This is a genomic window from Clostridium grantii DSM 8605 (genome assembly GCF_900129965.1).
Taxonomy (GTDB): Bacteria; Bacillota; Clostridia; order Clostridiales; family Clostridiaceae; genus Clostridium_AF; species Clostridium_AF grantii.
In genome coordinates this window covers 67,237-92,544 of the sequence record NZ_FQXM01000006.1, presented here as the reverse complement: position 1 = coordinate 92,544, position 25,308 = coordinate 67,237, and the positions used below count along the sequence as shown (strand labels likewise).

Annotated in this window: 26 protein-coding genes; 25 read left to right on the top strand and 1 reads right to left on the bottom strand. The window is 29.2% G+C overall.

All coding sequences use genetic code 11. The features are described 5' to 3' along the window. Positions 1 to 163 precede the first annotated feature (163 nt). From BUB83_RS06715 to rho, 14 genes are all read left to right on the top strand, one after another. Positions 164 to 1,726, top strand: a complete 1,563-nt coding sequence (locus BUB83_RS06715) for a DUF3794 and LysM peptidoglycan-binding domain-containing protein (RefSeq protein ID WP_073337681.1) — start codon at positions 164 to 166, stop codon at positions 1,724 to 1,726. Between the two features lie 94 nt (positions 1,727 to 1,820). Beyond that, positions 1,821 to 2,663, top strand: a complete 843-nt coding sequence (ispE, locus tag BUB83_RS06710; RefSeq protein ID WP_073337680.1) for a 4-(cytidine 5'-diphospho)-2-C-methyl-D-erythritol kinase — start codon at positions 1,821 to 1,823, stop codon at positions 2,661 to 2,663. 127 nt (positions 2,664 to 2,790) lie between these two features. Next, a complete protein-coding gene (locus BUB83_RS06705) occupies positions 2,791 to 2,985 on the top strand; it encodes a CLC_0170 family protein (protein ID WP_073337679.1) in 195 nt (64 codons plus the stop codon). A 15-nt stretch (positions 2,986 to 3,000) separates the two neighbouring features. Further along, complete coding sequence (locus BUB83_RS06700) at positions 3,001 to 4,461, top strand: spore germination protein (protein ID WP_073337678.1); 1,461 nt, start codon at positions 3,001 to 3,003, stop codon at positions 4,459 to 4,461. A 17-nt stretch (positions 4,462 to 4,478) separates the two neighbouring features. Beyond that, a complete protein-coding gene (locus BUB83_RS06695) occupies positions 4,479 to 5,582 on the top strand; it encodes a GerAB/ArcD/ProY family transporter (RefSeq protein WP_073337677.1) in 1,104 nt (367 codons plus the stop codon). Then, on the top strand, positions 5,569 to 6,747 hold the full coding sequence (locus BUB83_RS06690) for a Ger(x)C family spore germination protein (RefSeq protein WP_073337676.1): 1,179 nt from the start codon (positions 5,569 to 5,571) through the stop codon (positions 6,745 to 6,747). Before BUB83_RS06695 ends, BUB83_RS06690 begins: the two co-directional genes overlap by 14 nt. A 120-nt stretch (positions 6,748 to 6,867) precedes the next feature. Continuing rightward, positions 6,868 to 7,581, top strand: a complete 714-nt coding sequence (gene spoIIR / locus BUB83_RS06685) for a stage II sporulation protein R (protein WP_073337675.1) — start codon at positions 6,868 to 6,870, stop codon at positions 7,579 to 7,581. A 60-nt stretch (positions 7,582 to 7,641) separates the two neighbouring features. After that, a complete protein-coding gene (gene ypeB, locus BUB83_RS06680; RefSeq protein WP_073337674.1) occupies positions 7,642 to 9,003 on the top strand; it encodes a germination protein YpeB in 1,362 nt (453 codons plus the stop codon). A 201-nt stretch (positions 9,004 to 9,204) separates the two neighbouring features. Beyond that, positions 9,205 to 10,236: a D-alanine--D-alanine ligase family protein gene (locus tag BUB83_RS06675; RefSeq protein ID WP_073337673.1), complete on the top strand. Its 1,032-nt coding sequence runs from the start codon at positions 9,205 to 9,207 to the stop codon at positions 10,234 to 10,236. Positions 10,237 to 10,285: 49 nt separating this feature from the next. Next, positions 10,286 to 11,269: a DUF814 domain-containing protein gene (locus BUB83_RS06670; protein WP_073337672.1), complete on the top strand. Its 984-nt coding sequence runs from the start codon at positions 10,286 to 10,288 to the stop codon at positions 11,267 to 11,269. A gap of 61 nt (positions 11,270 to 11,330) precedes the next feature. Beyond that, positions 11,331 to 11,750 carry a YwiB family protein gene (locus BUB83_RS06665; protein ID WP_073337671.1) on the top strand — a complete coding sequence of 140 codons (420 nt, stop codon included), beginning with the start codon at positions 11,331 to 11,333 and terminating at the stop codon, positions 11,748 to 11,750. A 198-nt stretch (positions 11,751 to 11,948) separates the two neighbouring features. Then, positions 11,949 to 12,242, top strand: a complete 294-nt coding sequence (locus BUB83_RS06660; protein WP_242950642.1) for a ribose-5-phosphate isomerase — start codon at positions 11,949 to 11,951, stop codon at positions 12,240 to 12,242. Positions 12,243 to 12,400: 158 nt separating this feature from the next. After that, positions 12,401 to 14,005: a CTP synthase gene (locus BUB83_RS06655; protein ID WP_073337670.1), complete on the top strand. Its 1,605-nt coding sequence runs from the start codon at positions 12,401 to 12,403 to the stop codon at positions 14,003 to 14,005. A 251-nt stretch (positions 14,006 to 14,256) separates the two neighbouring features. Beyond that, complete coding sequence (rho, locus tag BUB83_RS06650; RefSeq protein ID WP_073337669.1) at positions 14,257 to 15,714, top strand: transcription termination factor Rho; 1,458 nt, start codon at positions 14,257 to 14,259, stop codon at positions 15,712 to 15,714. Between the two features lie 18 nt (positions 15,715 to 15,732). Here rho and rpmE read toward each other — a convergent pair whose 3' ends face one another. Then, positions 15,733 to 15,948, bottom strand: a complete 216-nt coding sequence (gene rpmE / locus BUB83_RS06645) for a 50S ribosomal protein L31 (RefSeq protein WP_073337668.1) — start codon at positions 15,946 to 15,948, stop codon at positions 15,733 to 15,735. 279 nt (positions 15,949 to 16,227) lie between these two features. Here rpmE and BUB83_RS06640 point away from each other — a divergent pair, with 279 nt between their 5' ends. The 11 genes from BUB83_RS06640 (at position 16,228) to BUB83_RS06590 (ending at position 25,297) form a co-directional block, all read left to right on the top strand. Continuing rightward, positions 16,228 to 16,812, top strand: a complete 585-nt coding sequence (locus BUB83_RS06640; protein WP_073337667.1) for a thymidine kinase — start codon at positions 16,228 to 16,230, stop codon at positions 16,810 to 16,812. 3 nt (positions 16,813 to 16,815) lie between these two features. Further along, positions 16,816 to 17,760: a DUF1385 domain-containing protein gene (locus tag BUB83_RS06635; protein WP_073337666.1), complete on the top strand. Its 945-nt coding sequence runs from the start codon at positions 16,816 to 16,818 to the stop codon at positions 17,758 to 17,760. A gap of 62 nt (positions 17,761 to 17,822) precedes the next feature. Continuing rightward, positions 17,823 to 18,680 carry a peptide chain release factor N(5)-glutamine methyltransferase gene (gene prmC / locus BUB83_RS06630; protein WP_073337665.1) on the top strand — a complete coding sequence of 286 codons (858 nt, stop codon included), beginning with the start codon at positions 17,823 to 17,825 and terminating at the stop codon, positions 18,678 to 18,680. A gap of 64 nt (positions 18,681 to 18,744) precedes the next feature. Beyond that, positions 18,745 to 19,815, top strand: coding sequence for a peptide chain release factor 1 (gene prfA, locus BUB83_RS06625; RefSeq protein ID WP_073337664.1), 1,071 nt, complete (start codon positions 18,745 to 18,747; stop codon positions 19,813 to 19,815). A gap of 420 nt (positions 19,816 to 20,235) precedes the next feature. Further along, a complete protein-coding gene (locus tag BUB83_RS06620; protein WP_073337663.1) occupies positions 20,236 to 20,949 on the top strand; it encodes a ZIP family metal transporter in 714 nt (237 codons plus the stop codon). Between the two features lie 41 nt (positions 20,950 to 20,990). Beyond that, entirely contained in the window at positions 20,991 to 22,040 is a 1,050-nt protein-coding gene (locus tag BUB83_RS06615) for an L-threonylcarbamoyladenylate synthase (protein WP_073337662.1), read from the top strand. A gap of 85 nt (positions 22,041 to 22,125) precedes the next feature. Next, the gene (locus tag BUB83_RS06610) at positions 22,126 to 22,578 is read left to right on the top strand and encodes a low molecular weight protein arginine phosphatase (protein ID WP_073337661.1); all 453 of its coding nucleotides are present in this window, start codon (positions 22,126 to 22,128) and stop codon (positions 22,576 to 22,578) included. Between the two features lie 27 nt (positions 22,579 to 22,605). Then, entirely contained in the window at positions 22,606 to 23,055 is a 450-nt protein-coding gene (rpiB, locus tag BUB83_RS06605) for a ribose 5-phosphate isomerase B (protein ID WP_073337660.1), read from the top strand. A 40-nt stretch (positions 23,056 to 23,095) separates the two neighbouring features. After that, on the top strand, positions 23,096 to 23,725 hold the full coding sequence (gene upp, locus BUB83_RS06600; protein WP_073337659.1) for a uracil phosphoribosyltransferase: 630 nt from the start codon (positions 23,096 to 23,098) through the stop codon (positions 23,723 to 23,725). 220 nt (positions 23,726 to 23,945) lie between these two features. Beyond that, a complete protein-coding gene (locus tag BUB83_RS06595) occupies positions 23,946 to 24,434 on the top strand; it encodes a deoxycytidylate deaminase (protein WP_073337658.1) in 489 nt (162 codons plus the stop codon). A 491-nt stretch (positions 24,435 to 24,925) separates the two neighbouring features. Beyond that, positions 24,926 to 25,297, top strand: coding sequence for an ATP synthase subunit I (locus BUB83_RS06590; protein ID WP_073337657.1), 372 nt, complete (start codon positions 24,926 to 24,928; stop codon positions 25,295 to 25,297). The last annotated feature ends 11 nt before the right edge of the window (positions 25,298 to 25,308 follow it).

Below are 25,308 nucleotides of genomic sequence, written 5' to 3'. Positions count from 1 at the left end.
TTACATTCTATTAAAAACTCTCAACTATCTTGTGTTGTCTTTTACATTTAGGAAGTATTAACTCTATAAAATTTTCCTGAAAATATTATTAAAAAAATAAGCATAATTCAATACATACATATATATATATTAGATAGTAGGTATTATAGGGAGGTTAAAGAATATGGCTATGGACTTAATTAAAGAAAATATACAATGTGAGTATAAGTTAGGCACTGATATTCAAAATTCAGTAGTTAAAGAGGAATATGTTATTCCAGATACTGAACCGGATGTTTATAAAATACTATCTTTAGATGCTAAACCTTATATTTCAAGTAAAGAAATTGTGCAAGGAAAGGTTCATATACAAGGAACTATGAAATATAATGTTATGTATATGGCTAAAGTAGATGATAAATATCAGATTTGTAGTGTTTTATATTCAAGTGGTTTTTCTAGCTATTCCAATATTGATGGCACTGAAGGTGGTATGGAGTGCAAATGCTATTGCACAGTAGAACATATAGAGTGCAAAGTTATAAATGAAAGAAAAATAGGAATAGATGGAGTTTTGATGGTAAAAGCTACAGTTTACAATAACTCAGAATTTGAAATAGTAAATAGTATAGATGATAATGAAGATATTCAGATATTAAAAAAATCTATATCTATGGATAAGGTTGTAGTAAATTTAGAAGAAGAATTGGTATCCAAGTGTACTATGCAGATATCATTAGATAATCCTGAAATAGGGAGAATTTTAAAGTGTGAAGTTTGTGTTCACAAAAAAGAAGTTAAATTATATGATGACAAAATTGAAATAGAGTGTTTTGCTTTGTTTAAAATTTTATACAGATCAGTAGGTCAAGGAGAAGTTTGTTATATTCAAGAAGAAGTTTTAATAACAAAAGAAGTTTCTTGTGATGGAGTAGATTCTTTTATGGACTCAAGAAGTGAGTTTATGGTTGAAGGCACAGAATATGATATAAAAGAAGATGATTTAGGTGAATATAGAATAGTTGATGTAGAATCCCTTATCAAAGCAGCAATTAGAATAACAACCAAAAATGATATAGAAACTATTGAAGATGCATATTCACCAAATAAAATACTTAAAATGGAAAAGAAAAATTATGATTTAAACATTGCGCTTTCACATAAATATACAGAGGCTATTGTAAAAGAGAATTTAGAAGTGGATTTAAAAAATGGAAAACCGTTGAAGGTTCTTATGACTACAGGAGAAGTATGTGTAACTGATAAGAGAATTGTTGAAGGGCGAGTTATAATTGAAGGATTAGTATGGACTCATGCGGTATATAGTAGTGAATCTGATACGGGGAATGTAGAAGTTGTTTCAGAAGAAATTCCTTTTTCCACAGCCATAGATGTGCCGGGAGCTAAAATTAATATGCATTGCAGTGCTAATGTTACGTTAGAAACTATGGAAGCTATGGTTGAAGCTAGTACCATTGGAGTAAAAGCACTTGTTTTAGCTGATATATGTGTATATTATTCAGAGTCAAAGGAATTTATAGTAGACATTGAAGAAATAGAAGGGGAGCCTGTAAATAAAAAAGCAAGTCTTACAATTTATGTGGTTCAACCTGGGGACAGTTTATGGAAAGTTGCTAAAAAATATTATACAACTATAGAGTCTTTAGCTAAGGTTAATGAGCTTGAAGAAGACAGTGGATTGAATATAGGGGATAAATTGATTATTCCTGGTAGAGCAATAATTTAAATTTGTATTATGAAATAAGCCTTTCTCTTGAGGAGAAAAGCTTATTTTCGTGTTATAATATAAATGAAAATGTTATTGCCTTAAGGAGGATAAAATGAAAGTTAAAGCCTACGCGAAGATAAATTTAACCTTAGATATTACAGGGAAAAGAAAAGATGGATATCATTTGTTAAGAATGATCATGCAGAATGTTGATGTGTATGATGAGATAGAGATAGAAAAAATACAAAGTGGAATTATTATTGAAGCAGATAAGAATTATATACCTACAGATGAAAGAAATCTTGCTTATAAGGCAGCGGAAATTTTTATGAATGAGTTTAATATAAGTGAGGGTGTTAAGATTAAAATAACAAAGAATATACCGGTAGCAGCTGGTATGGCAGGCGGGAGCACAGATGCTGCTGCTGTGTTGAAAGCTATGAAAGATTTATTTGAAATTAATGTATCAGAAAGTAAATTGATGGAAGTAGGTTTGAAATTAGGAGCAGATATTCCTTTTTGCATAAAGGGGGGCACGGCTCTTTGTGAAGGCATTGGGGAAATTATAACACCACTAAAACCTTTTAAGGGTCATATGTTGGTTATTGTAAAACCTAATTTTGGATTATCAACAAAGGATGTATACAAAGATATAGATGTACAAAAAATATTTAAACATCCTAAAACTGAGGAAGTTATTCAAGCTATAGAAGGAAATAATGTTGCTTTTGTAAGTGAAAATTTAATGAATGTATTAGAAAATGTATCTTTGAAAAAACATAAGATATTAAGAGAAATTAAAAATAATATGCTAAATCAAGGAGCTTTAGGGGCACTTATGACTGGTAGTGGACCAACCATCTTTGGAATTTTTGAAGATGAGAGTAAAGCTGAAAAAACATATGAATATTTTAAAAGTAGATATGACCAAGTATATTTGAGTAAAACTATATAATATGTTTGAGTAAAAAATATATAAAAATAAAATTGAGAATGATAAACCGTAGGATTTAAATCTTGCGGTTTTTTTATGTATAAATTATTTTGTTCAGCTAAAAATAAAATGTGATAGGAGGGTTTATATGAAAGTATTAGATTCATTTGGAATATATTTTATTTTTATGATGATTATTCAAGGAGTTATTGTTGGATTTTATGATTCTACAAAATTTAAGAAATTAAATTTGGAAAGAGACTTTAAAATAGCTAGATTTATTGGAATAGGGGCTATAGTCGTATCTTTAATTTTATTCTCAATAAAAAGTATTTTAACATAAAAAGGGTGTGATAATTTGAAAGAATGGGTTAAGAAAGAAATATCAAAAGAAGTAGATAATAATATTAGTTATTTGAAAGAGATTTTAAAAGATAATTCAGATATTGTTTTTAGAGAATTTTATATGGGTAAATGGAAGGCAGCTTTTGTTTATATTGATGGAATGGGAGATAAATTATTACTTGATCAATTTGTTATGATTCCTTTAATGAAAAATGCGGATGAATTAAAGGATGCAGAGGAAATGAAGGATAAAATATTAACCATTTCAGATTTGAGAGAGGTGGAGGATTTTTCAAAGGGTGTTGATGCAATGTTATCAGGTGATACATTGATGATGCTAGAGGGAATAAACAAAGCTTATGTTATAGCTACTAGATTTTGGCCGGCAAGAGGGGTGTCAGAACCTTCAGGAGAAACTGTAGTTAGAGGGTCAAGGGAAGGTTTTACTGAAACTATAAGATTTAATACTGCCCTTGTAAGAAGAAGAATCAGAGACACTAGGTTGAAGGTGGTACCTAGTTCACTAGGAGTTCGTTCTAAAACTGATGTGGTGGTAATGTACATGTCTGATTTAGTTAATAATCAGGTTCTTGAGGAACTCAATAAAAGGCTTCAAAAAATTAATATAGATGCTGTGCTAGATAGTGGATATATTCAACAATTTATAGAAGATGATATATATTCCCCTTTTCCTCAAGTTCAAAGTACTGAAAGACCTGATGTGGTAGCAGCAGCTATTTATGAAGGAAGAACAGCTATTTTAGTAGATAATTCTCCTTTTGTTTTAATTGTTCCTGCAACATTAAATAATATTATTCAGTCTCCTGATGATTATAATCAAAGATGGATGCACGCATCCTTTGTACGAATAACAAGAGTATTTGCTCTTTTTATTTCTTTGATTTTACCCTGTCTTTATATAGCAGTTACTTCTTTTCATACAGGAATTATCCCTACTAAATTGGCTTATTCAATAGCTGCTTCAAGAGAAGGGGTTCCATTTCCGGCATTTGTTGAAGTGCTTATTATGGAAGTGAGTATGGCTTTATTGCTTGAAGCTATTGTTAGGCTACCAAGGCCTATTGGAGCTACGATAGGAATAGTAGGCGGGCTTATTGTAGGCCAGGCGGCTGTTACAGCGGGAATTGTAAGTCCTATAATGATTATAATAGTTGCAAGTACAGCTATTACTGAATTTGTGGCTTCTAGTTATGAAATTACTTCTGCTATAAGAATGGTTAGATTTGGACTTATAATAGCAGCGTCAATAATTGGACTTTATGGCATTGTTTTAGGGATTATACTTTTAACGTGTCACCTTATTAAACTAAAAAGTTTTGGAATTCCTTATTTGGCTCCAGCAGTGAATCCAAATCTTGAGGACCAAAAGGATTATTTAATAAGAATGCCATTGAAATTCTTTAAGAAAAGACCTATTTATATGAATTCAAGAGATAAAATAAGGCAGAAATAATTAGTGGGGGCATTAAAATGGACCATAAAAATAATATTAGCAAATTCGATTTATTTGCCACTGTAGTGGTTACAGTAGTGGGGACAGGAATATTCTCTTTACCATCAAATTTAGCCGAAATTTTAGGCAGTGAAGGATGGATAATGGTTTGGGCGATTGGAGTTTTAGTTGCTTTTTTTGTGTATATACAATGCAAGGTTATAAAAGTTAATAATTTTGATAGGATTGATATAATACTAGAGAATAATTTTGGTAAGTTTCTTGGGAAAATAATATGCTTATTAATTGTTATAGCAGGATGTTTTATTATTTCACTTGAACTGAGAACTTTTACCGAAGTACTGAGGATGTATTTACTTGAAAAAACACCTACAGAACTAATAATGGTATTAATGATATTGACAGGGGTTGTACTTATTAGAGGAGAACTAGAGGGTGTTGTTATGTTTAATGAAATAGCTTTCTATTTGATGTTTGTTCCGGTTATTATAGTTATTCCTTTTGTATTAAATGGAGCAGATATAACTAATATTTTTCCAGTTTTAACTCACAAACCTATGGAATATATTAAGGCTATAAATGGTGAGTTCTTTAGTTTTGCGGGATTCTTTATTATATATATGATTCATCCCTTCTTAAAGGAGAAAAAACAAATAACAAAGGTAGCTTTAAAAAGTATTATTTTTATCACCTTATTCTACAGTATTATCGTTATGGTATCCTTAGCGGTTTTCCCAGAAGAATACAACAAAAATCTTTTGTGGCCAACGATATCAATGGTTTCTATCGTTAATATCCCAGGGGCTTTTATAGAAGGGTGGGAAGGTGTGGCTATGATATTTTGGATTTTCTTTTATTTTACTACTTTTATAAATGTATTTTATTTTAATTCGGAAATTATAAAAAATACATTTAATTTAGGAACTGTAAAGATTTCATCATTAATTATTATGCCTATAATTTATATTTTAGCTATGTATCCTGATAATATAACTGAGTTATTTTATATTGAAAGAAGCATTATGGCATATATTTACATACTTGTTATTGGTATGATGCCGTTAAGTCTTTTATTCATTAATTTTATTAAGAAAGGAAGGAAAAGAGATGAAACTAACTAAAATAATTTCTTTAGCATTCATACCTCTTTTTCTTGGAGGGTGCTGGGATAAAGTAGAAATAGATAGAAAAAGTTTTATCTCTACTATTGCCATTGATGTATCTGAAAATATAGGTAAGGAAGAGGAGCTAAAAAAAATAAATCCATCAGATGAATTTCAATCCAAAGGAGTTAATAAACTTAAAATAACTTTTGGATTTCCAGACATTAGTGAATTGGGTGTTAATAAGGGAAGTTCGGCTAAAGAAAAATTTATAACTACAGAATGCTATTCCATGCAGAATGGAATTGTAAATATGGCATCTAGAACAAGTAGATCCATTTATACCTCCCATACAAAATTATTGATTATTAGTAGTGATTTATTGCATTATCCAGAAACTTTTAAAGAGGTTATGGATTACTTTCAGAGAAATCCCAATATAAACAAAAAAATGAAGGTGGTAGTGGCTAATGGAGAAAGTAAAAATTATGTTTCCTATGAACCTTTGATGGAAAAAAATATTGAAAGTTATATTAATGGATTAACAGAGAATAGCAATAGAAATGCTAGTATTTTACCTATGACATTAAATGAGTTATTAATACTTCTGAATCAAAATGGAAATGCCATTATTCCAAGTATAGATTATGATAAATTGGAGGATCAAGTGTTTTTATCTGGATTAGCTATGATTAAAGATTTTGAAATGGTGGGAAGTTTAGATCCTATTGAAACATCAGGCCTAGCTATTTTAAGAGGAAAAATGAAGGGTGGAAATAAAGTTGTTTTTATTGATGGTAATCCTGTGGATTTTGAAATTGACGGAATAAATAGGAAAGTGAGTATAGTAGAAATAAATGATGATTCATTTAAAGCAAAAATAAATATAGTTTTAGAAGGACAATTGAAAAATTTTCAAATGGGCAAAAGTGTAATTGAAAAAGGAACAATAAAACAAATAGAGGGAAATTTTAATAGCTCAATCGAAAAAGAATGTGAAAAAATAGCTAGAATAACTCAAGAAAATTTTTCTATAGACCCTATTGGTATTAGAGAGATGATAAAAAAATATCATCCAAAGGAATGGAAAAAAATTGAGAAAAATTGGGATGAAGTTTATAAAAATTCAATTATAGATATTTCTGTTGCAACTAATATTAGAAGATATGGAATAATAAAATAGCAGAATTAAAAAACTGCTATTTTTGTTTTTTAAATATTTTAGTATAAAATAAAATAGTTTGTCCATAATCTAAATATAAGAGGGAATATAAAAAAATATTTTGATTTGGAGGAGAATTAGTTGAAAAAAATATGCACATTGTGTTTTTTTGGAATAATTATAGGATTTATATATTTGAATTTTAATCAACAGAGTACAAATTCAATTGAAAGTATATCAAATAAAATTATTAGGTTTCATGTTATAGCAAATAGCGATACTACAACAGATCAAGCTTTGAAATTAAAGGTAAGGAATGCTGTACTGGAATTTGCAGAGCCTAAATTAAGAAACTCAAAATCTATTGAAGAATCAAGAAAAATATTAAAGGAAAATGATGAGGAAATAAAAAAAATAAGCGAAAATATTATTAAAGAAAATGGGTATCAGTACAGCGTTATAACAACATTGGATAATGAGAATTTTCCAGTGAAAACCTACGGGAATATTACTCTACCAGAAGGGAAATATGAGGCTTATAGAATTGTCATAGGCACAGGAGAAGGTCATAATTGGTGGTGTGTTATGTTCCCACCTTTATGTTTTACAGATATTACAAAGGGGGAAGTGGCTTATGAAGAAACTGAGGAGAAGATGAAAGAATATTTAACTGATGAAGAATATAATATAGTTGATAATGAAACAGGTTTAAATAATAATAGTATAGAAACTACTAAAATAAACGGTGAAGAAGTAGTTATAAAGTTTAAAGTAGTTGAAATTTTTCAAGAGGTAAAAGAAAAAGTTGGAGAATTAATAAATAAAACAATGGATAAAATTTTTAGTGATAAATAATGCATAATATAGATTTCTTTGTAGATATTAATAGTATATGTATACGGGGAGGTTTCTATTATGAAGGTTACAAAAAAAAGAATAATGTATACTATTGCGGTGGCTTTTATAGTTGTATTTTCAACTACTTTTTCTATATTAATGACATTGGAGAGAATGGATTATAGAAATTATTTACAGGCTCAGTATAGTAAAAATATGTATCAGTTGATAGATTCGGTAAACAATATAAAAGTTGATTTAAGCAAATCGGCTATTGTGGGCTCAAGAGAACAAAGTATAGTGGTATTTCAAGATATTTTTAGGTTTGCATCTATTGCCAATGATAAAATTCATTCAATTCCTGTGGATCAAGAGTATATAGAGGACACTAGTAAATTTTTATCTCAAGTTGGAGATTTTTCTTATAGTTTATCTAAGGTAGCTTCTGAAGGTAAAGATTTGAGTGAAGAGGATTATAAAAATATAGAAACATTAAAAGGCGAAGCAGATTATTTATTAATACAATTAAATGAAGTTCAAGCAGAAATAAATTCAGGAAAAGTTAAATGGGGGGAAATTAGAAAAAAAGCAAGTGTTGCATTGGCAAAGGATGATAAAAATTCTATTTCAGATAAATTTAAAAGCATTCAGAAACAAGTGGCTCAGTATCCAGCATTAATTTATGATGGACCTTTTTCGGATAATATTATGGATATTAAACCTAAAATTTTAAAAGAAGAAAAAATAGACGTGAAAAAAGCTAAAGAAATTGTGACTCAATTTTTTGGGGAAGATAAAATTGAAGATTTGAAAGAAATATCAGGGGACGGGACTACTAAAATACCAGCTTATAGATTCGAAGTTTCTTTAAAAGATGATGAGCAAAAGATTGCTCTTGAAGTAAGCCAAAATGGTGGGAAAATAGTGTATTTACTATTGAATAAATCAGTAGAAAAAGCTAAAAAAAATATTGAAGAGGCAACCAAAATTGGAGGAGAATTTTTAGAAGGAATAGGATATAAAAACATGAAAGCTACATATGCTTTGAATTATAATAACATTGCGGTTATAAGCTATGTATATTATCAAAATAATGTGGCCATTTATCCAGATCAAATAAAACTAAAGGTGGCTATGGATGATGGAAGAATTGTAGGCATTGAAGCTGAGAAGTATTTGATTAGTCATGAGAGAGAAAGAAAGATTGAAGATGTGCTTGTATCGGAAAATGATGCTAGAGAAAGAGTGGGTAAAAGATTAAATGTTGATTCAGTCAAATTAGCTTTAGTTCCTACAGAGATAAATAAAGAAGTACTTTGTTATGAGTTTAGTGGGAATTATAATGAAGAAAATTTTATTGTTTATATAAATGCTATAACAGGATATGAACAAAAAATCTTACAGATAATTAATACGCCTAATGGACAATTAACTATATAAAGGCATGAGATTTTCTCGTGTCTTTATTTTTTTTATTCACTTATTTATTCACTTGGTATATAATTTGAAGTGAGTTAATTTTGGTGTAAAGATAACTTTGTTTTAAATAAAAATATATTCAGGTATGTTGGTACATTAAGAATTAAGTTTACTTGGGTTGTGTATAATAATAAAAGATTATGATTAAGCGAGGGAATGTTTATGAAAAAAAAAGTGGCAGTATTATTTGGAGGACAATCTACAGAACACGAGGTGTCTAGAGTTTCGGCTACATCAGTATTGAGAAATATTGACCTTAGAAAGTATGAAGTATATCCTATAGGAATAACTAAAGATGGAGTGTGGATTGAATATAAAGGGAATTATGATAATATAGAAAATGGTGCATGGGAAAAGGATGAGTTTTACAAAGTGCCAGAAGGACAAAAAATACTTTTTAATAAAGAAGTGGATGTTGTTTTACCTATTTTACATGGATTGTATGGAGAAGATGGAACTATACAAGGATTATGTAAATTATTACAAATACCTTGTGGAGGACCTGGAGTTTTATCTTCGGCATTATGTATGGACAAGGTTTATACAAAGTATGTATTAGAGAATTTTGGCATAAAACAAGCGGATTATGTAGTTGTAGAAAAATTTATTTTTGAAAAAGATAAAGAAGAAATAATAAATAGAATTGAAAATAAATTAGGGTACGATGTATTTATTAAACCTTCTAATAGTGGCTCATCTGTGGGAATTAGTAAAGCTCATAATAGAGAAGAACTTATAAAAGGATTAGAAGAAGCCTTGAAATTTGATAGAAAAGTGCTTGTAGAAGAAGCTATAAATGCTAGAGAAGTAGAAGTTGCTGTTCTTGGAAATGATGAACCTATAGCTGCAGTACCTGGTGAAATAATACCGGCTAATGAATTCTATGATTTTGAAGCTAAATACACTAATGCAGAATCTAAGTTGCTGATACCAGCAGGGATAGATGAACTTGCTTTGGAAAGTATAAAATCTGAAGCTATAAAAATATATAGAATTTTAGATTGCGCAGGGATGGCAAGAGTTGATTTTCTTTTAGATAAAGTAACAGGAGAGTTTTACTTAAATGAAATAAATACTTTGCCTGGATTCACTAAAATTAGTATGTATCCTAAAATGTGGCAAGCTTCTGGTAAGAAATATTCAGATTTAATTGATGATTTAATTGAACTGGCAATAGAAAGAAATAATAATTAAGCAAAGAATATTTTAGATATTCTCATGCAAAAGAGAAGGGAAGAAAATTATGGCAAGAGCTTTGGCATTATTATCTGGAGGATTAGATAGCATTTTAGCGGCTAAGCTAATTAAAGAACAAGGAATAGAAGTTATAGGAATTTGTTTTAAATCTTATTTTTTTAATGAAGATAACGCTATAAGAATGGTAAAACAAATAGATATTCCACTTGAAGTAGTGGATTTTTCAAAAGAGCATATGAAAATGGTGAAGAGTCCTAAAAATGGGTATGGCAAAAATATGAACCCATGTATTGATTGTCATGCAATGATGATGAGATATGCAGGAGATTTATTAGAAAAATTTAATGGTGATTTTATAATTACTGGGGAAGTTTTAAATCAAAGACCTATGTCTCAGAATAAATCTAGTCTTGATAAAGTATTAAAGGAATCGGGCATATCATCAAAAATATTGAGGCCTTTATGCGCTAAGTTGCTACCAGAAACGGAAATGGAGAAAAGTGGACTTGTAAATAGAGACAAACTCATGGATATTTCGGGTAGAAACAGGAAAATACAAATGGAACTTGCAAAAGAATGGAATATAGTAGATTATCCATCACCAGCTGGTGGCTGCAAGCTTACAGAACCGAATTATTCAAATAGATTGAGAGATTTACTGGAATACAATAGAAATCCTGAAGAAAGAGAATTAGAGTTATTAAAATTTGGTAGACATTTTAGATTATCACCAAATTGTAAAATCATTTCTACAAGAACTGCAGATGAAGCAGATAATATAAAGAAAAATATAAGCGAAGTAGATATTGTGTTTTTAGTAAAAGAGTTTAAAGGTTCAATGGTATGTATAGTAGGTAATCCTAATGATGAGGAGCTTGAATTTGCAGCTAAAGTTGCAGGAAGATACTCTAAAGGAAAAGATGAAGAATGCTTAAAGGTTATGTATGGTTATTATAAGAAACCATTCACTAAACATCTACAAGTTTCTAAACTTGAAGAGAAAGATTTAAATAAATTTATGGTAAAATGATAAGCTTATAGATGTATAATCATTAATAGCAATCATTTGATAGAGAGGTTAAATATTTATTATGAAGAAAGATGCGGTTATTAAAGTATTTAGTTGCCAAACAGACAATGAAGATGAAGCTATAGAAATTGTAACTAAAGGAGAATTTTACAAGAAAGATGATAGTTTTTTTGCTGTATACGAAGAAACTAAAATTTCTGGTATGGAGGGAACTACTACTATTTTAAAGGTTAAAGGGGATGAATTTTCTTTAATTAGAAAAGGAACAACCAATACTAAGATGAAATTTATAGATAAAGATGAAAGTATATCTTTATATAATACACCTTACGGAACTTTAGAACTAATTATATGCACTAATAAACTTGATATTCAAGTAAATGAAGATGGCGGAGAAGTTTCAATTGATTATGATTTGATTGTGGATGGACAAAAAACTTCAAAAACAAAGTTGAAAGTGAATATAACAGCTAAAAACTAAATAAAGGTATCCCAGTTCAACTATTAACTTATACATGCCTCAAAACTCCCAAAAACCGGAGATTTTGAAACAAGTATAAATTAAGTTTCGCAGTGGGATCCCTATAAAAGAATTAATTAAAACATAAATGTGTAAAAACATTTATGTTTTTGTTTATAAAAATAAATTAAAGGTAATACTTTTATTGAGGTGATTGCTTTGTTTATAAAGGAAAATTATGAAACTATTATAAAAGTTATATGTGACATAAAAGGAATAAAAAGAAAAGAAATAATCAAGATTCTAGAAGATAGAGAATATAGATATTTGTTATTTTTGGTTTTGTATAAATACAATTGTAGCGAAATAAAGGGGTTATCAAGAGATTTTATAAGAATAGATAAAAGAAAACTAAGGTATAACATAAAAAAAGGAGAAGAACGATTATTAGTAAACAGAAATTTCAGACAGATGTATTTTGAAGTAGAAAAGAAAGTGAAAAAATTAATATAAAATAAATATAAAAAAAACTAGATTTTATGTATTTAATATGATATGATAAGTGATATGTTTATTGAGACAATAAAACACCCATTATATAGGGTACTTTCTATTTTAACAGGGAAACTATACCCTGTCAAGGGTTTTTTATAAAAAAAGGAGGAAGAAATTTGAGCACAAAATACGTATTTGTAACAGGTGGAGTTGTATCATCTTTAGGTAAGGGAATAACAGCAGCTTCTTTAGGAAGATTACTGAAAAATAGAGGATTAAAAGTATCAATTCAAAAATTTGATCCATATCTAAATGTTGATCCAGGAACTATGAGTCCATATCAGCACGGAGAGGTTTTTGTAACAGATGATGGAGCAGAAACGGATTTGGATTTAGGTCATTATGAAAGATTTATAGATGAGAATTTAGGTAAGTTTAGTAATGTGACTACAGGTAAAATATACTGGTCAGTTTTATCTAAAGAAAGAAGAGGCGATTATTTAGGTGCAACAGTTCAAGTTATCCCTCATATAACTAATGAATTAAAGGATAGAGTATATAGAGTAGCAAAAGAGAAAGATGTAGATGTTGTTATAACAGAAATAGGTGGAACAACAGGTGATATAGAATCACTACCTTTCTTAGAAGCTATAAGACAAATCAAATATGATGTAGGAAGAGAAAATGTTTGTTTTATCCACGTTACATTGGTTCCATATTTGAAAAAAGCAGGAGAATTAAAAACAAAACCTACACAACATTCAGTTAAAGAGTTAAGAGGCATTGGTATTCAACCAGATATTATTGTTTGTAGAAGTGAACAACCATTACCAGCTTCAGTTAAAAAGAAAATAGGACTTTTCTGTAACGTAGATGAAGAAGCTGTAATACAAAATCTTGATGCAAGAAATTTATATGATGTACCTTTGATGATGCATGAAGAAGGATTAGACACATATGTATGTGAAAAATTAAAATTAAAATGCAATGAAATAGATAATTCAGAGTGGATTCAATTAGTAGAAAAAGTTAATAATTTATCTAAATCTACAACAATAGCATTAGTTGGTAAGTATGTTGAGTTACATGATGCATATCTTTCAGTTGTGGAAGCTTTAAGTCATGGCGGATATGCTAATGATGCAGATGTAAAAATTAAATGGATAAATGCTGAAGAAGTAAATAAAGAAAATTATGAAGAATTACTACAAGATGTTGATGGAATTTTAGTTCCAGGAGGTTTTGGGGATAGAGGACTTGAAGGAAAAGTTTTAGCAGTAAGATACGCTAGAGAAAATAAAGTTCCTTTCTTTGGAATTTGCCTTGGAATGCAATGTGCTGTTATAGAGTATGCTAGAACAGTATTGAATTTCACAGATGCAAATAGTTCAGAAATAAATCCAGAAACTAAGTACCCAGTAATTGATTTAATGCCTGATCAAAAGGATGTAGATGAAAAAGGTGGTACTATGAGATTAGGATTATATCCTTGTAAGTTGAAAAAAGGTTCTAATGCAGCAGCAGCTTATAAAGAAGAAATTATTTATGAAAGACATAGACATAGATATGAATATAACAATGAATATAGAACTCAAATAATAAATGCTGGTTTAGAAATAACAGGAGTTAGCCCTGATGATAGATTAGTTGAAATTGTTGAAGTTAAGGATCACCCATGGTTTGTTGCAACACAATTCCATCCAGAATTCAAATCAAGACCAAATAGACCTCATCCTTTATTTAGAGATTTTATTGAGGCAGCATTAAAAGAAACTAAATAGAATTAATTTTGATAAACTTTCGTAGAAATCCTATGAAAGTTTATCTTTTTATAGTATGATTATAAAGTGAAATTAATTTAATATCTTAAATTTCTAAAAGAAACATATCATTTCAGTTTTTTCTAAATGAAATCATATAAACCTAATATTCTTTATTAATTCTTGAAAAATTCCTTAAATTAAAAAATTAAATATAAAGATGTTGTGGTTACTTGAACATTCACACAAAATTTTGGAGGTGCAAAAAATAAATGAATGAAAACCTTGATGGTAAGACCGTCAGTGAGTTAAGAGATATTGCAAAGAAACTTGAAATAAAAAATATTTCTAAACTAAAGAAATCAGAATTAATAGATATAATAAAAAGTAAAGAAAGTTTTTCTATTGAAAAAGATGGGAAAGTTTTAACAGAAAAAATTAAAGTAAAAGATAGCAAAGAAAATATAGTAAATGAATTAAATCAAGAAAAAAAACAAGAAACAGTAATAAGTGAAACTTCAAATAAGGAAAATAAGAATTCATTTAATAATAGAAATGATAGAAGTGATAAATCCTCAGGTAAAAATCTAAAAGAAATAATAGATTACTCTGTAGTAGCTAAAGGTGTACTAGAGATAAATGAAAGTAACAATTTTGGATTTTTAAGAGGGGAAAACTATTTAACTACACCAGATGATATTTATGTTTCTCCTTCTCAAATAAGAAAGTTTAATTTGAAAACGGGTGACCAAGTTACTGGAAAAGTTAGAATTCCTAAAGAAGGAGAAAAATTTAAAGCTCTTTTATATGTTGAAAAAGTTAATGGTGAGATGCCACAAAAGGCTATTGGAAGACCTAGATTTGAGAGTTTGACACCTATTTTCCCGACGGAAAGATTAAAATTAGAAACCAGCAAAGATAAGTTATCTACAAGGCTTATGGATATTATGAGTCCTATTGGTAAAGGGCAAAGAGGATTGATTGTAGCTCCTCCTAAAGCAGGTAAAACCACAATTCTTAAGGAAATAGCTAATAGTATAATTTTAAATAATCCAGAAATAAAATTAATAGTATTACTTATTGATGAAAGACCAGAGGAAGTTACAGATATGCAAAGGTCTATTCAAGGGGAGGTTATATATTCTACTTTTGATGAAGAACCTATTCATCATACAAAAGTGTCTTCTATGGTGCTTGAAAGAGCTAAAAGAATGGTAGAACAAGGGCAAGATGTAGTTGTTTTATTAGATAGTATCACAAGATTATCAAGAGCTTATAATTTGACTATTAATCCTACAGGAAGAACTCTTTCAGGTGGTTTGGATCCAGGAGCTTTGATAATGCCTAAGAAATTCTTTGGTGCTGCTAGAAATATAGAAGAGGGTGGAAGTCTTACTATACTAGCTACTGCGCTTGTTGATACGGGAAGTCGTATGGATGATATGATATTTGAAGAATTTAAAGGTACTGGTAATATGGAAGTTCATTTAGATAGAAAACTAGAGGAAAGAAGAATATTCCCAGCAATTGATATTTATAAATCAGGAACAAGAAAAGAAGATTTATTATTGAATGAAGAAGAAAAAGAAGCGGCAATAGCAATGAGAAGACATATGTATAAAGTGGGTAATTCTGGAGAAATATTAGAAAAATTAATTTCAGTGTTATCTAAAACAGAGGATAATAGTGAGTTTTTATCAATAATAAACAAACAAAAATGGGAAAGATAATATCTTTCCCATTTCTAATTATTTTTCGTCCATTTTTAAATTGAATTTTTTCATGAACTTCTCTACTCTTCCACCTGTATCTAACATCTTTTGCTTTCCAGTATAGAAAGGATGACAGTTAGAACAAACTTCAACTTTTAATTCTTTTTTAGTAGAACCAGTTTGAAAAGAATTACCACATACACAATGAACCATTGCATCGTGATTGTATTCTGGATGTAAACCTTCTTTCATTTCATTCACCTCACTTGTAAGTTTTGGGTGGTTATAGCAATAAAAATACTGTCGCTGAACTTGGTTTATTAACTATAGCTCAACTTACTTTTATTGTAGAACCTTAGTGAAACTGAATAATTCAAATACACTTACAACTTCGTAGATTATATCATATTTGAATGCTTTAAGTCAATATTTTAATTGAAAGCTTTTATATGTATTTTAATTAAAAGCTTTTATATGTATCAAAATTCTGATACAATATATTTGTTGAATTTTTTTTGGAGGTATATTTATATGTATGGACCTAAAGATCATGGTTGGATTGAAGTTGTAGTGGGACCCATGTATAGTGGGAAATCTGAAGAATTAATTAGAAGAACAAAAAGAGCAAAGATAGCTAGACAAAAGGTTCAGGTTTTTAAACCGGAGATTGATAATAGATTTTCTAAAAATGACGTAGTTTCACATAGCGGAGACAAAACGTGTGCTATAGCTGTTAAAAGTAGTAAGGAACTTTTTGAAAGCGTTCATAAAGATACTGATGTTATTGGTGTTGATGAAGTTCAATTTTTTGATGAAGGAATTGTAGAGGTTATAATAAAATTAGCTGACTCTAACAAAAGAGTTATATGTGCAGGCCTTGATATGGATTTTAAAGGAGAACCTTTTGGACCTATATCTAAAATATTAGCGGTTGCAGAATTTGTGGATAAAATAGGGGCCATATGTATGGTTTGTGGAAATCCTGCCACAAGAACTCAAAGGCTGATAAATGGGAGACCAGCAAGATATTCTGATCCAATTGTTTTAATAGGAGCAACAGAATCGTATGAAGCAAGATGTAGAAAGTGTCATATTATACCTAGAGAAGAGGAATAAAATATGAAAAAACAAGCTAACGTGGGTGGTCAAGCGGTAATTGAAGGGGTTATGATGAGAGGTAGCAAAGGACTAGCTACAGCTATTAGAAAACCTAATAATGAGATAGAAGTTCAATTTGAAGATAAAAAGCCTTTAACGAAGAAAAATAAAGTATTTTCCTTACCTATTATAAGAGGGTTTATATCTTTATTAGATTCTTTAATTATAGGGATTAAATCTTTAAACTACTCGGCTTCTTTTTTTGAAGAAGAGGGAGAGCTTTCAAAATTTGATAAATGGTTTGAAGGTATTTTTAAAGACAAAACTAATGATATAATAATGGGATTTTCATTAATATTATCTTTAGGTTTTTCCGTGTTGTTGTTTTTTTTATTGCCTACTTATACAGCTAGTGCATTTAAATTTTTAAATGTTCAAAATACTTTAGTATTGAATATAATAGAGGGTATAATAAGAGTGGGTATATTTATCTTATATATTTATTTGATTTCTAAGATGGAAGACATTAAAAGAGTTTTTCAATACCATGGTGCAGAGCATAAAACTATTTTTTGCTATGAAAATGGAGAAGAATTAACTCCGGAAAACGCTATGAAATATAAAAGATTTCACCCTAGATGTGGAACTAATTTTATGTTTTTGGTGATGATAGTTAGTATAATTGTTTTTTCTTTAACAGGATGGAATTCAGTAATTGAAAGAACTATATATAGAATTGTTTTATTACCTGTTATTTCAGGACTTACCTATGAAATTATAAGATGGATGGGTAAAAGTGACAGTAAATTATCTAAAATTCTAGCTTATCCAGGGCTAAGTTTGCAAAAACTAACAACTAGAGAGCCGGATCTTTCACAACTTGAAGTAGCTATTAAAGCATTAAAAGTTGCAGAAGGACTAGAAATAGTTTTCCAAGAAGATGAGGGAACAATAGAAATGTTGTAGTTTTTCATAGGTAAGAAACTTATAAAGGTTTTAAACTTAAGGAAAACATAGGAGTGGTAATATTGAAAATAAGTCAGTTGATTATAGAAAGTAATGAAATTTTGAAAAATTCTAACATAGATAGCTATAAATTAGATAGTCAACTTATTTTATCTAAAGTAATTAATAAGGATAAACTTTTTATCTTGATTAATAGAGAGTGGGAAGTAGAAGATAAACTAGTTGATGAATTTTTTTCTTTGATTAACAAAAGAAAGAATAAAATGCCTGTAAAATATATTTTAAATGAATGTGAATTTATGGGGTTGGATTTTTGGGTTGAGGAAGGGGTGCTTATTCCTAGACCAGATACAGAGATTTTAGTTGAAAAAGCTATTGAAGAAATAAAAGAGAATAAGTTTAAAAAGATTTGTGATGTTTGCTGTGGTAGTGGGGCTATTGGATTATCTATAGCAAAATTATTAAATGATTTGGAGATAACACTATTTGACATAAGTGAAAAAGCTATTGAAGTAACAAAGAAAAATATGCACAAATTTGATTTAGAAAATAAAGCTGAAGTATATTATAGTGATTTACTAAAAGAAGCTAAAATAAATAATATGAAATTTGATATGATTTTATCAAATCCTCCTTATATAAGAAAATCTATTATTCCAACATTAATGGAAGATGTAAAAGATTATGAACCTATGATGGCATTAGATGGTGGGGAAGATGGCCTAGATTTTTATCATAGAATTACTTTAGATAGTAAGGAAATTCTTAATGAAAATGGAATGATTATTTATGAAATTGGCCATGATCAAAAAGAAGATGTTATGAATATTTTAGTGGAAAATGGATTTTGCCAAGTTGAAGGTATAAAAGATTTAGCGGGAAATGATAGAGTTGTGTTGGGTAGGTTAAAAGAGCCTTAGCTATTTAACATAATCATTTTAAAGCTAAAAGGAAAAAAAACAATATAGATATGGAGTGATTTTAATGTTAGATAAATTAGAGTTTGTAGAAAATAAATATGATGAGTTATCTATGAAAATAAGTGATCCGTCAGTTATGGCCAATCAAACTGAGTGGAGAAAATTGTGTAAAGAGCATGCTGGATTAGAGATAGTGGTAAATAAATATAGAGAATACAAAGAAGCAAGTGAAGAATTAGAAACAAATAAAGAAATGTTAAAAGAAGAATCAGACAGAGAATTAAGAGAAATGATTCAAGATGAAATTAAAGAACTTGAAGCAAAAACTGTTGACATTGAAGAAGAAATGAAAATACTTATGCTACCAAAAGACCCTAACGACGATAAAAACGTATTTATCGAAATAAGAGGTGGAGCAGGTGGAGATGAGGCAGCTTTATTTGCAGCTACTTTATTTAGAATGTACAACAGATATGCAGAACGTCATGGATGGAAATCAGAATTTATCAGTTCTAATGAAACAGATATTGGTGGATTTAAGGAAGTTGTATTTATGTTAAGAGGAGATGCAGCTTACAGTAAATTTAAGTTTGAAAGTGGAGTTCATAGAGTACAAAGGGTTCCAGATACAGAATCAAGTGGTAGAATTCATACTTCTACGGTTACAGTTGCTGTTCTTCCAGAAGTGGATGATGTTGAAATCAATGTAGATCCTAATGATGTAAGAATAGATGTATTTAGAGCATCTGGTAACGGTGGACAGTGTGTAAACACAACTGACTCTGCTGTTAGAATTACTCATATTCCATCCGGTATAGTTGTATCATGTCAGGATGAAAAATCACAGCTTAAAAATAAAGAAAAAGGTATGAGAGTTTTAAAGGCTAGATTATTTGAAGCGGCTGAAAGAGAAAGATCTGCAGGAATAGCAGCTGATAGAAAGAGTCAAGTTGGATCTGGAGATAGAAGTGAAAGAATAAGAACTTATAATTTCCCACAAGGAAGAGTTACAGAGCATAGAATAGGTCTTACATTATATAAATTGGATTCATTTATTGATGGAGATATGGATGAAGTTTTAGAAGCTCTTATTTCTACAGAACAAGCAGAGAAAATGAAAGATTTAGGAAACTAAAAAATATATATAAAAAGGAGAACTTTATTTAAAAGTTCTCCTTTTTATATTATAGGAAAAGATTATGAAGGTAGGTCATAATTGAGTTAAAAAGCGAAGAAACTATTTGTAGGGGTGGGTTTCCATGCCCGCCCGCTGTAGTCTCCCAATTAAATTACAATTACAGAAAAATCATAATAAAAATATTATACTACCTTCTGTATTTTGTATTTTTTATCAATATTATATATGTAATTTATAGGCATAGCGGGGCGGCGTGGAAACCGCCCCCCTACGAGTTAGTTCATCTTTTTTCTCTGAGTTGAAACTTCAATATATATTGCTATTCTCTTCTAATTAAATTGCATAACTAATATTATAAACTAAGATGAAAATTATATAGTATTATTTATGAAATGAGTGAAGGAGTTGCAGGTTAATATGGAAGTAGTGTTTTGGGCTAGTATGATTTCCGCACTAGGGACTTTAATAGGAGGAATAGTAGGTATTTTGATTTCAAAGCCTTCTAAAATAATGGTGTCTAAGTTAAATGGTTTTGCCGCAGGGGTTATGGTGGAAGTTGTTTTCATAGAAATTATACCTTCGGCTTTAGAAAAAATAGCTTTAAATATAGTGATAGTGTATTCTTTTTTTGGACTTATAGTTATGATATTATTGAGTAATTTGTATGAAGAAAGAAAAAAAGAGAAAGACTTGTTTCTAAAAATGGCATTATTTACGACTTTGGGGATTATGGTACATAATTTTCCGGAAGGAATTATAATGGGGGTTGGATTTGCATTTAGTACTGGGCTAGGGGCCAAAATGAGTTTGATAATAGCTGCACATGATGTACCCGAGGGATTAGTGGTAGCGGCTTCTTTGAAAAGTTGTAGAATTAATACATATAAAATAATAGCATTATTAATTTTGGTAGCAGTTCCTACTGTATTAGGAACTTTTATAGGCATACAGATGGGTTTTATTTCAGAGATATATTTAGGAATATTATTATCTATTGTATCGGGTATAATGCTATATATAACGTTTTTTGAATTAATGAAATCAAGTATAGTTTTAAGTGATTATTATGTAACATTTAAAAGTATTGCTTGTGGAATAATATTAGGACTTGTAATTAATATATTCTTATAATAAAATACAAAGTAATGGTATAATATGTGGAGATGTGAGTAATGAAAACGAAAATTGTAAAAATAGAAAATGAAAATTTACTGGATAAAGCATTGATTGAAGCAGCAACTATATTGAAAGATGGTGGTTTAGTTGTATTTCCAACTGAAACAGTATATGGGCTTGGGGCAAATGCTTTAAATAGCAAAGCGGTTCAAAGTATATTTGAAGCAAAGGGAAGACCTCAGGACAATCCTTTAATAATTCATGTAGCTAATAAAAATATTGATTTTTTGGTTAGTGAAATTACTTCTTTTGCCAAGAAATTGATGGATAAATTTTGGCCAGGACCACTTACTTTGATTATGAAGAAATCTGATATAGTGCCCAACGTTACTAGTGCTGGACTTGAAACAGTTGGAATTAGAATGCCTTCAAATTTGATAGCTAGACAATTGATAGAAAGTGCAGGAGTGCCTATTGCAGCGCCTTCAGCAAATTTATCAGGGAAACCTAGTCCTACAACATTAGAAAGTTGTGTAGAGGATTTAAAAGGTAGGGTTGATTTTATTATTGGAGGAGAAATGTCTAAGGTTGGATTAGAGTCAACCATAGTAGATTGTACTGTTGATCCGCCATGCGTTTTAAGACCAGGTGGAATTACTCTTGAAATGCTAAAAACTGTTGATGAAAGAGTATATATAGATTCTGCTATTTTAAATAATATGAATCAAAATGAAAAACCTAGAGCGCCGGGTATGAAATATAGACATTATGCACCAAATGTGCCAATGAAGATAATTTCGGGTGATTTAGATAATATTGTTGAATATATAAATAAAATGTGCCAGGAATATAGAAATAATAGTATTAAAGTGGGTATAATAGCAACAGAAGAAACTAAAAATAGCTATAGCTATGGAATTATAAAATCCCTTGGAACAAGAAAAGATTTAAATACTGTTAGTTATAATCTTTTTAATACATTAAGAAGTTTTAATAATGAGGATGTTGACTTAATATTAGGGGAAAGTTTTCTCGAAGAAGGAATTGGAATTGCTATAATGAATAGGCTAAAAAAAGCAGCAGGATATGATATAATTAAAGTGTAATTAACATTTGAAAAAAATAAATATAAATGAGATAATTAAGAAAAGTTGTATAAGGTAATAAAGTTCATGGGGGAAGGTGTGCTAAATGCAACTGTTATTTGTGTGTACAGGAAATACATGTAGAAGTGTTATGGCTGAAGCTATATTTAAAGAACTATCAAAAGAAAAGGGTTTAAATGCAAAAGCTATATCTGCAGGAATATCACCCATACCTGGTAGTTTAGCTACAAAGAATGCATCAAATTTAATATTGAGGAGATTCAATTTAGATTTCAGCGAAAGGGAAGCAGTAAAGCTTAAAGATGAACATTTGGATAATAGTTTTTTGATTTTGACAATGACAGAATATATTGCAGAAATATTAAAAAACAAATATCCTCATATTGAAAAAAAGGTTTTTACAATTAAAGAATTTTTAGGTGAAAAGGGTGATATTATAGACCCTTTTGGCGAAAATATAGTTGTTTATGAGGAAACATTTGATATACTTTTAGAAAAAATAGATAAAATAATAGATAAAATTGCTTATATTAGTTAATTAAATCTATAAAGGGAGGTACAAAAAATGAAAGTAGCATTAGGAAGCGACCATGGTGGTTATAGTTTGAAGGTTGAGATTATTAAACATTTAGAAAGCAAAAATATTGAGTTCAAAGATTTTGGGACTTACACAGAGGAATCTTGTGATTATCCGGATTATGCAGAAAAGGTTGCTGTAGAAGTATCAAATAAAAATTATGATTTTGGTATTCTTATTTGTGGAACAGGAATTGGAATTAGTATATCTGCTAATAAAGTACCAGGAATAAGGGCGGCTCTTTGTCATGATACATTTAGTGCTCATGCTACTAGAGAGCATAATGATGCAAATATTCTTGCAATGGGTGAGAGAGTTGTTGGTCCTGGTCTTGCTATAGACATAGTAGATACATTTTTAAATTCCCAATTTGAAGGGGATAGACATGCACGAAGAGTTAATAAAATTACAGAAATAGAAAAAAAATATTGCAAATAATGACTTATAGGTTATTAAATAAATAATAGGAGGTATTATCATGAGTAAAGTTACACAAATAGCACATCCACTTATACTACATAAACTTGCGTTTATAAGAAGCGTTGAAACAGGGTCAAAGGACTTTAGAGAATTAGTAGAAGAGGTTGCAATGCTAATGGCTTATGAAGTAACAAGAGAATTACCATTAGAAGAAGTTGAAATTGAAACGCCTATATGCAAAACAAAATGTAAAATGCTTGCAGGTAAAAAATTAGCTATAGTTCCTATATTAAGAGCAGGTTTAGGAATGGTAGATGGAGTATTGAAATTAATTCCAGCTGCTAAAGTTGGTCATATTGGTATGTATAGAGATGAAGAAACTTTAAAACCTGTAGAATATTTCTGCAAATTGCCACAAGACATTGATGAAAGAGATATTATAGTTACAGATCCAATGCTTGCAACTGGTGGATCTGCAATAGATGCTATTGATGCTCTTAAGAAAAGAGGCGCTAAGAATATCAGATTAATGTGTTTGATTTCTTCTCCAGAAGGAATTAAAGCTGTTATGAATGCACATCCTGATGTTGATATATACGTAGCAGATATTGATGAGAAGTTAAATGAGCATGGATATATTGTTCCTGGTTTAGGTGATGCAGGAGATAGATTATACGGCACTAAATAATAAATTCGTAAGAATTTGAAAGATAATACAATAAAGATGATTTTAAAAATCTCAGTATAAATTCAAAATTATACTGAGATTTCTTTTGTTAAGATTTAGTTAAATATTTTTATTTAGCATAAAATTTTTGCTGAAAATTAAATAGATTATATTTAAAAGCTTTAATTTGTTGATATTTTCGTTTATAATAATTGTAATTTGCAAGGGGAGGCGAGCAGTGATGGAAAGAAGAGATAAGCATAATTACTATTTAGATATTGCGGAAACGGTGCTTGGAAGAGGAACTTGTTTAAGAAGAAATTATGGTTCTATAATAGTAAAAAATGATGAAATAATTTCAACAGGATATACGGGAGCACCGAGAGGTAGAAAAAATTGTTCTGATATGGGAGTTTGTCGTAGACAGGAACTAAACATTCCAAGAGGAACTCACTATGAATTATGTCGTTCTGTACATTCAGAAGCTAATGCTATAATAAGTGCATCTAGAAAAGATATGATAAATTCAACTTTATATCTTGTAGGGAAAGATGCAACAACAGATGATTTTGTTGAAAATTCCAATTCATGTACTTTATGTAAAAGAATGATAATAAATTCGGGTATTGAAAAAGTTGTAATTAGAGATACAAAAAATGAATATAGAGTTATAAATGTTGAACAATGGATAGATAACGATGATTCGTTATTTGATGATGTAGGTTATTAAAAAAGCAAGTTTTTTTATAAAACTTGCTTTTTTTTTCTAAATAATTAAATTTTAGAAAGGTAAGAAAGTATATTTTGATTTATAAAATCCTGCATAATTTTAATTTTAAAAACAGATTTTAAATAAAAATTGATATGCTAAGAGGGGTTATATAAGCAATAATACAGTAAAAATAACTGTTTCTAAACAAACGTTTACAAAAAGTGATTTTATATATTTTCTAAAATATTTTTTGAATAATGGAGTAAATGGAATTATAAGCTATTAATATTTAGATACGATAGTAAAAAGTGATAAAAAACAATTAAATTAATTAAATATCATAATAAATGATAATTTATCAAGATTAAACAATTTTTATTATTTCAATAATTAATATATAATTATGAATGTTATCAATTCGCATATATACTTGTATGTAACTTGCTTAAAAATCACAGTGGTTTCTAAACTTTAGTTTAAAAAATATTTAATGTAAAAAGGGAGAGTATATGCATAATGACAAAGATGTAGTATATATGTGTAAGATTTTAGTAAAGTATGATTTGGTCATTTCACTTATTGTAGTGTTACTTTTATATTTTACATATCCGGAATATATATTTCCAGTATTAATTGGAATTTTTGTTGCTTGCATAAATTTTGGCGTTAATACTTTAATAACCACCAAAGTATTAAAATCAAACAAATTTAAAAATGTACCCGTAATTATTTTAAGTTATTATTCTAGAATTATTATAATTGTAGGTATAGCAGTATTAATTTATCTTTCAAAAACAAATTATTTATTTGCTTTTTGTTCAGGATTCTTATTACATTTTATTTCTATTATTTTATATCCATTTTTAAATAAATGTGATTAAGACAAGGAAGT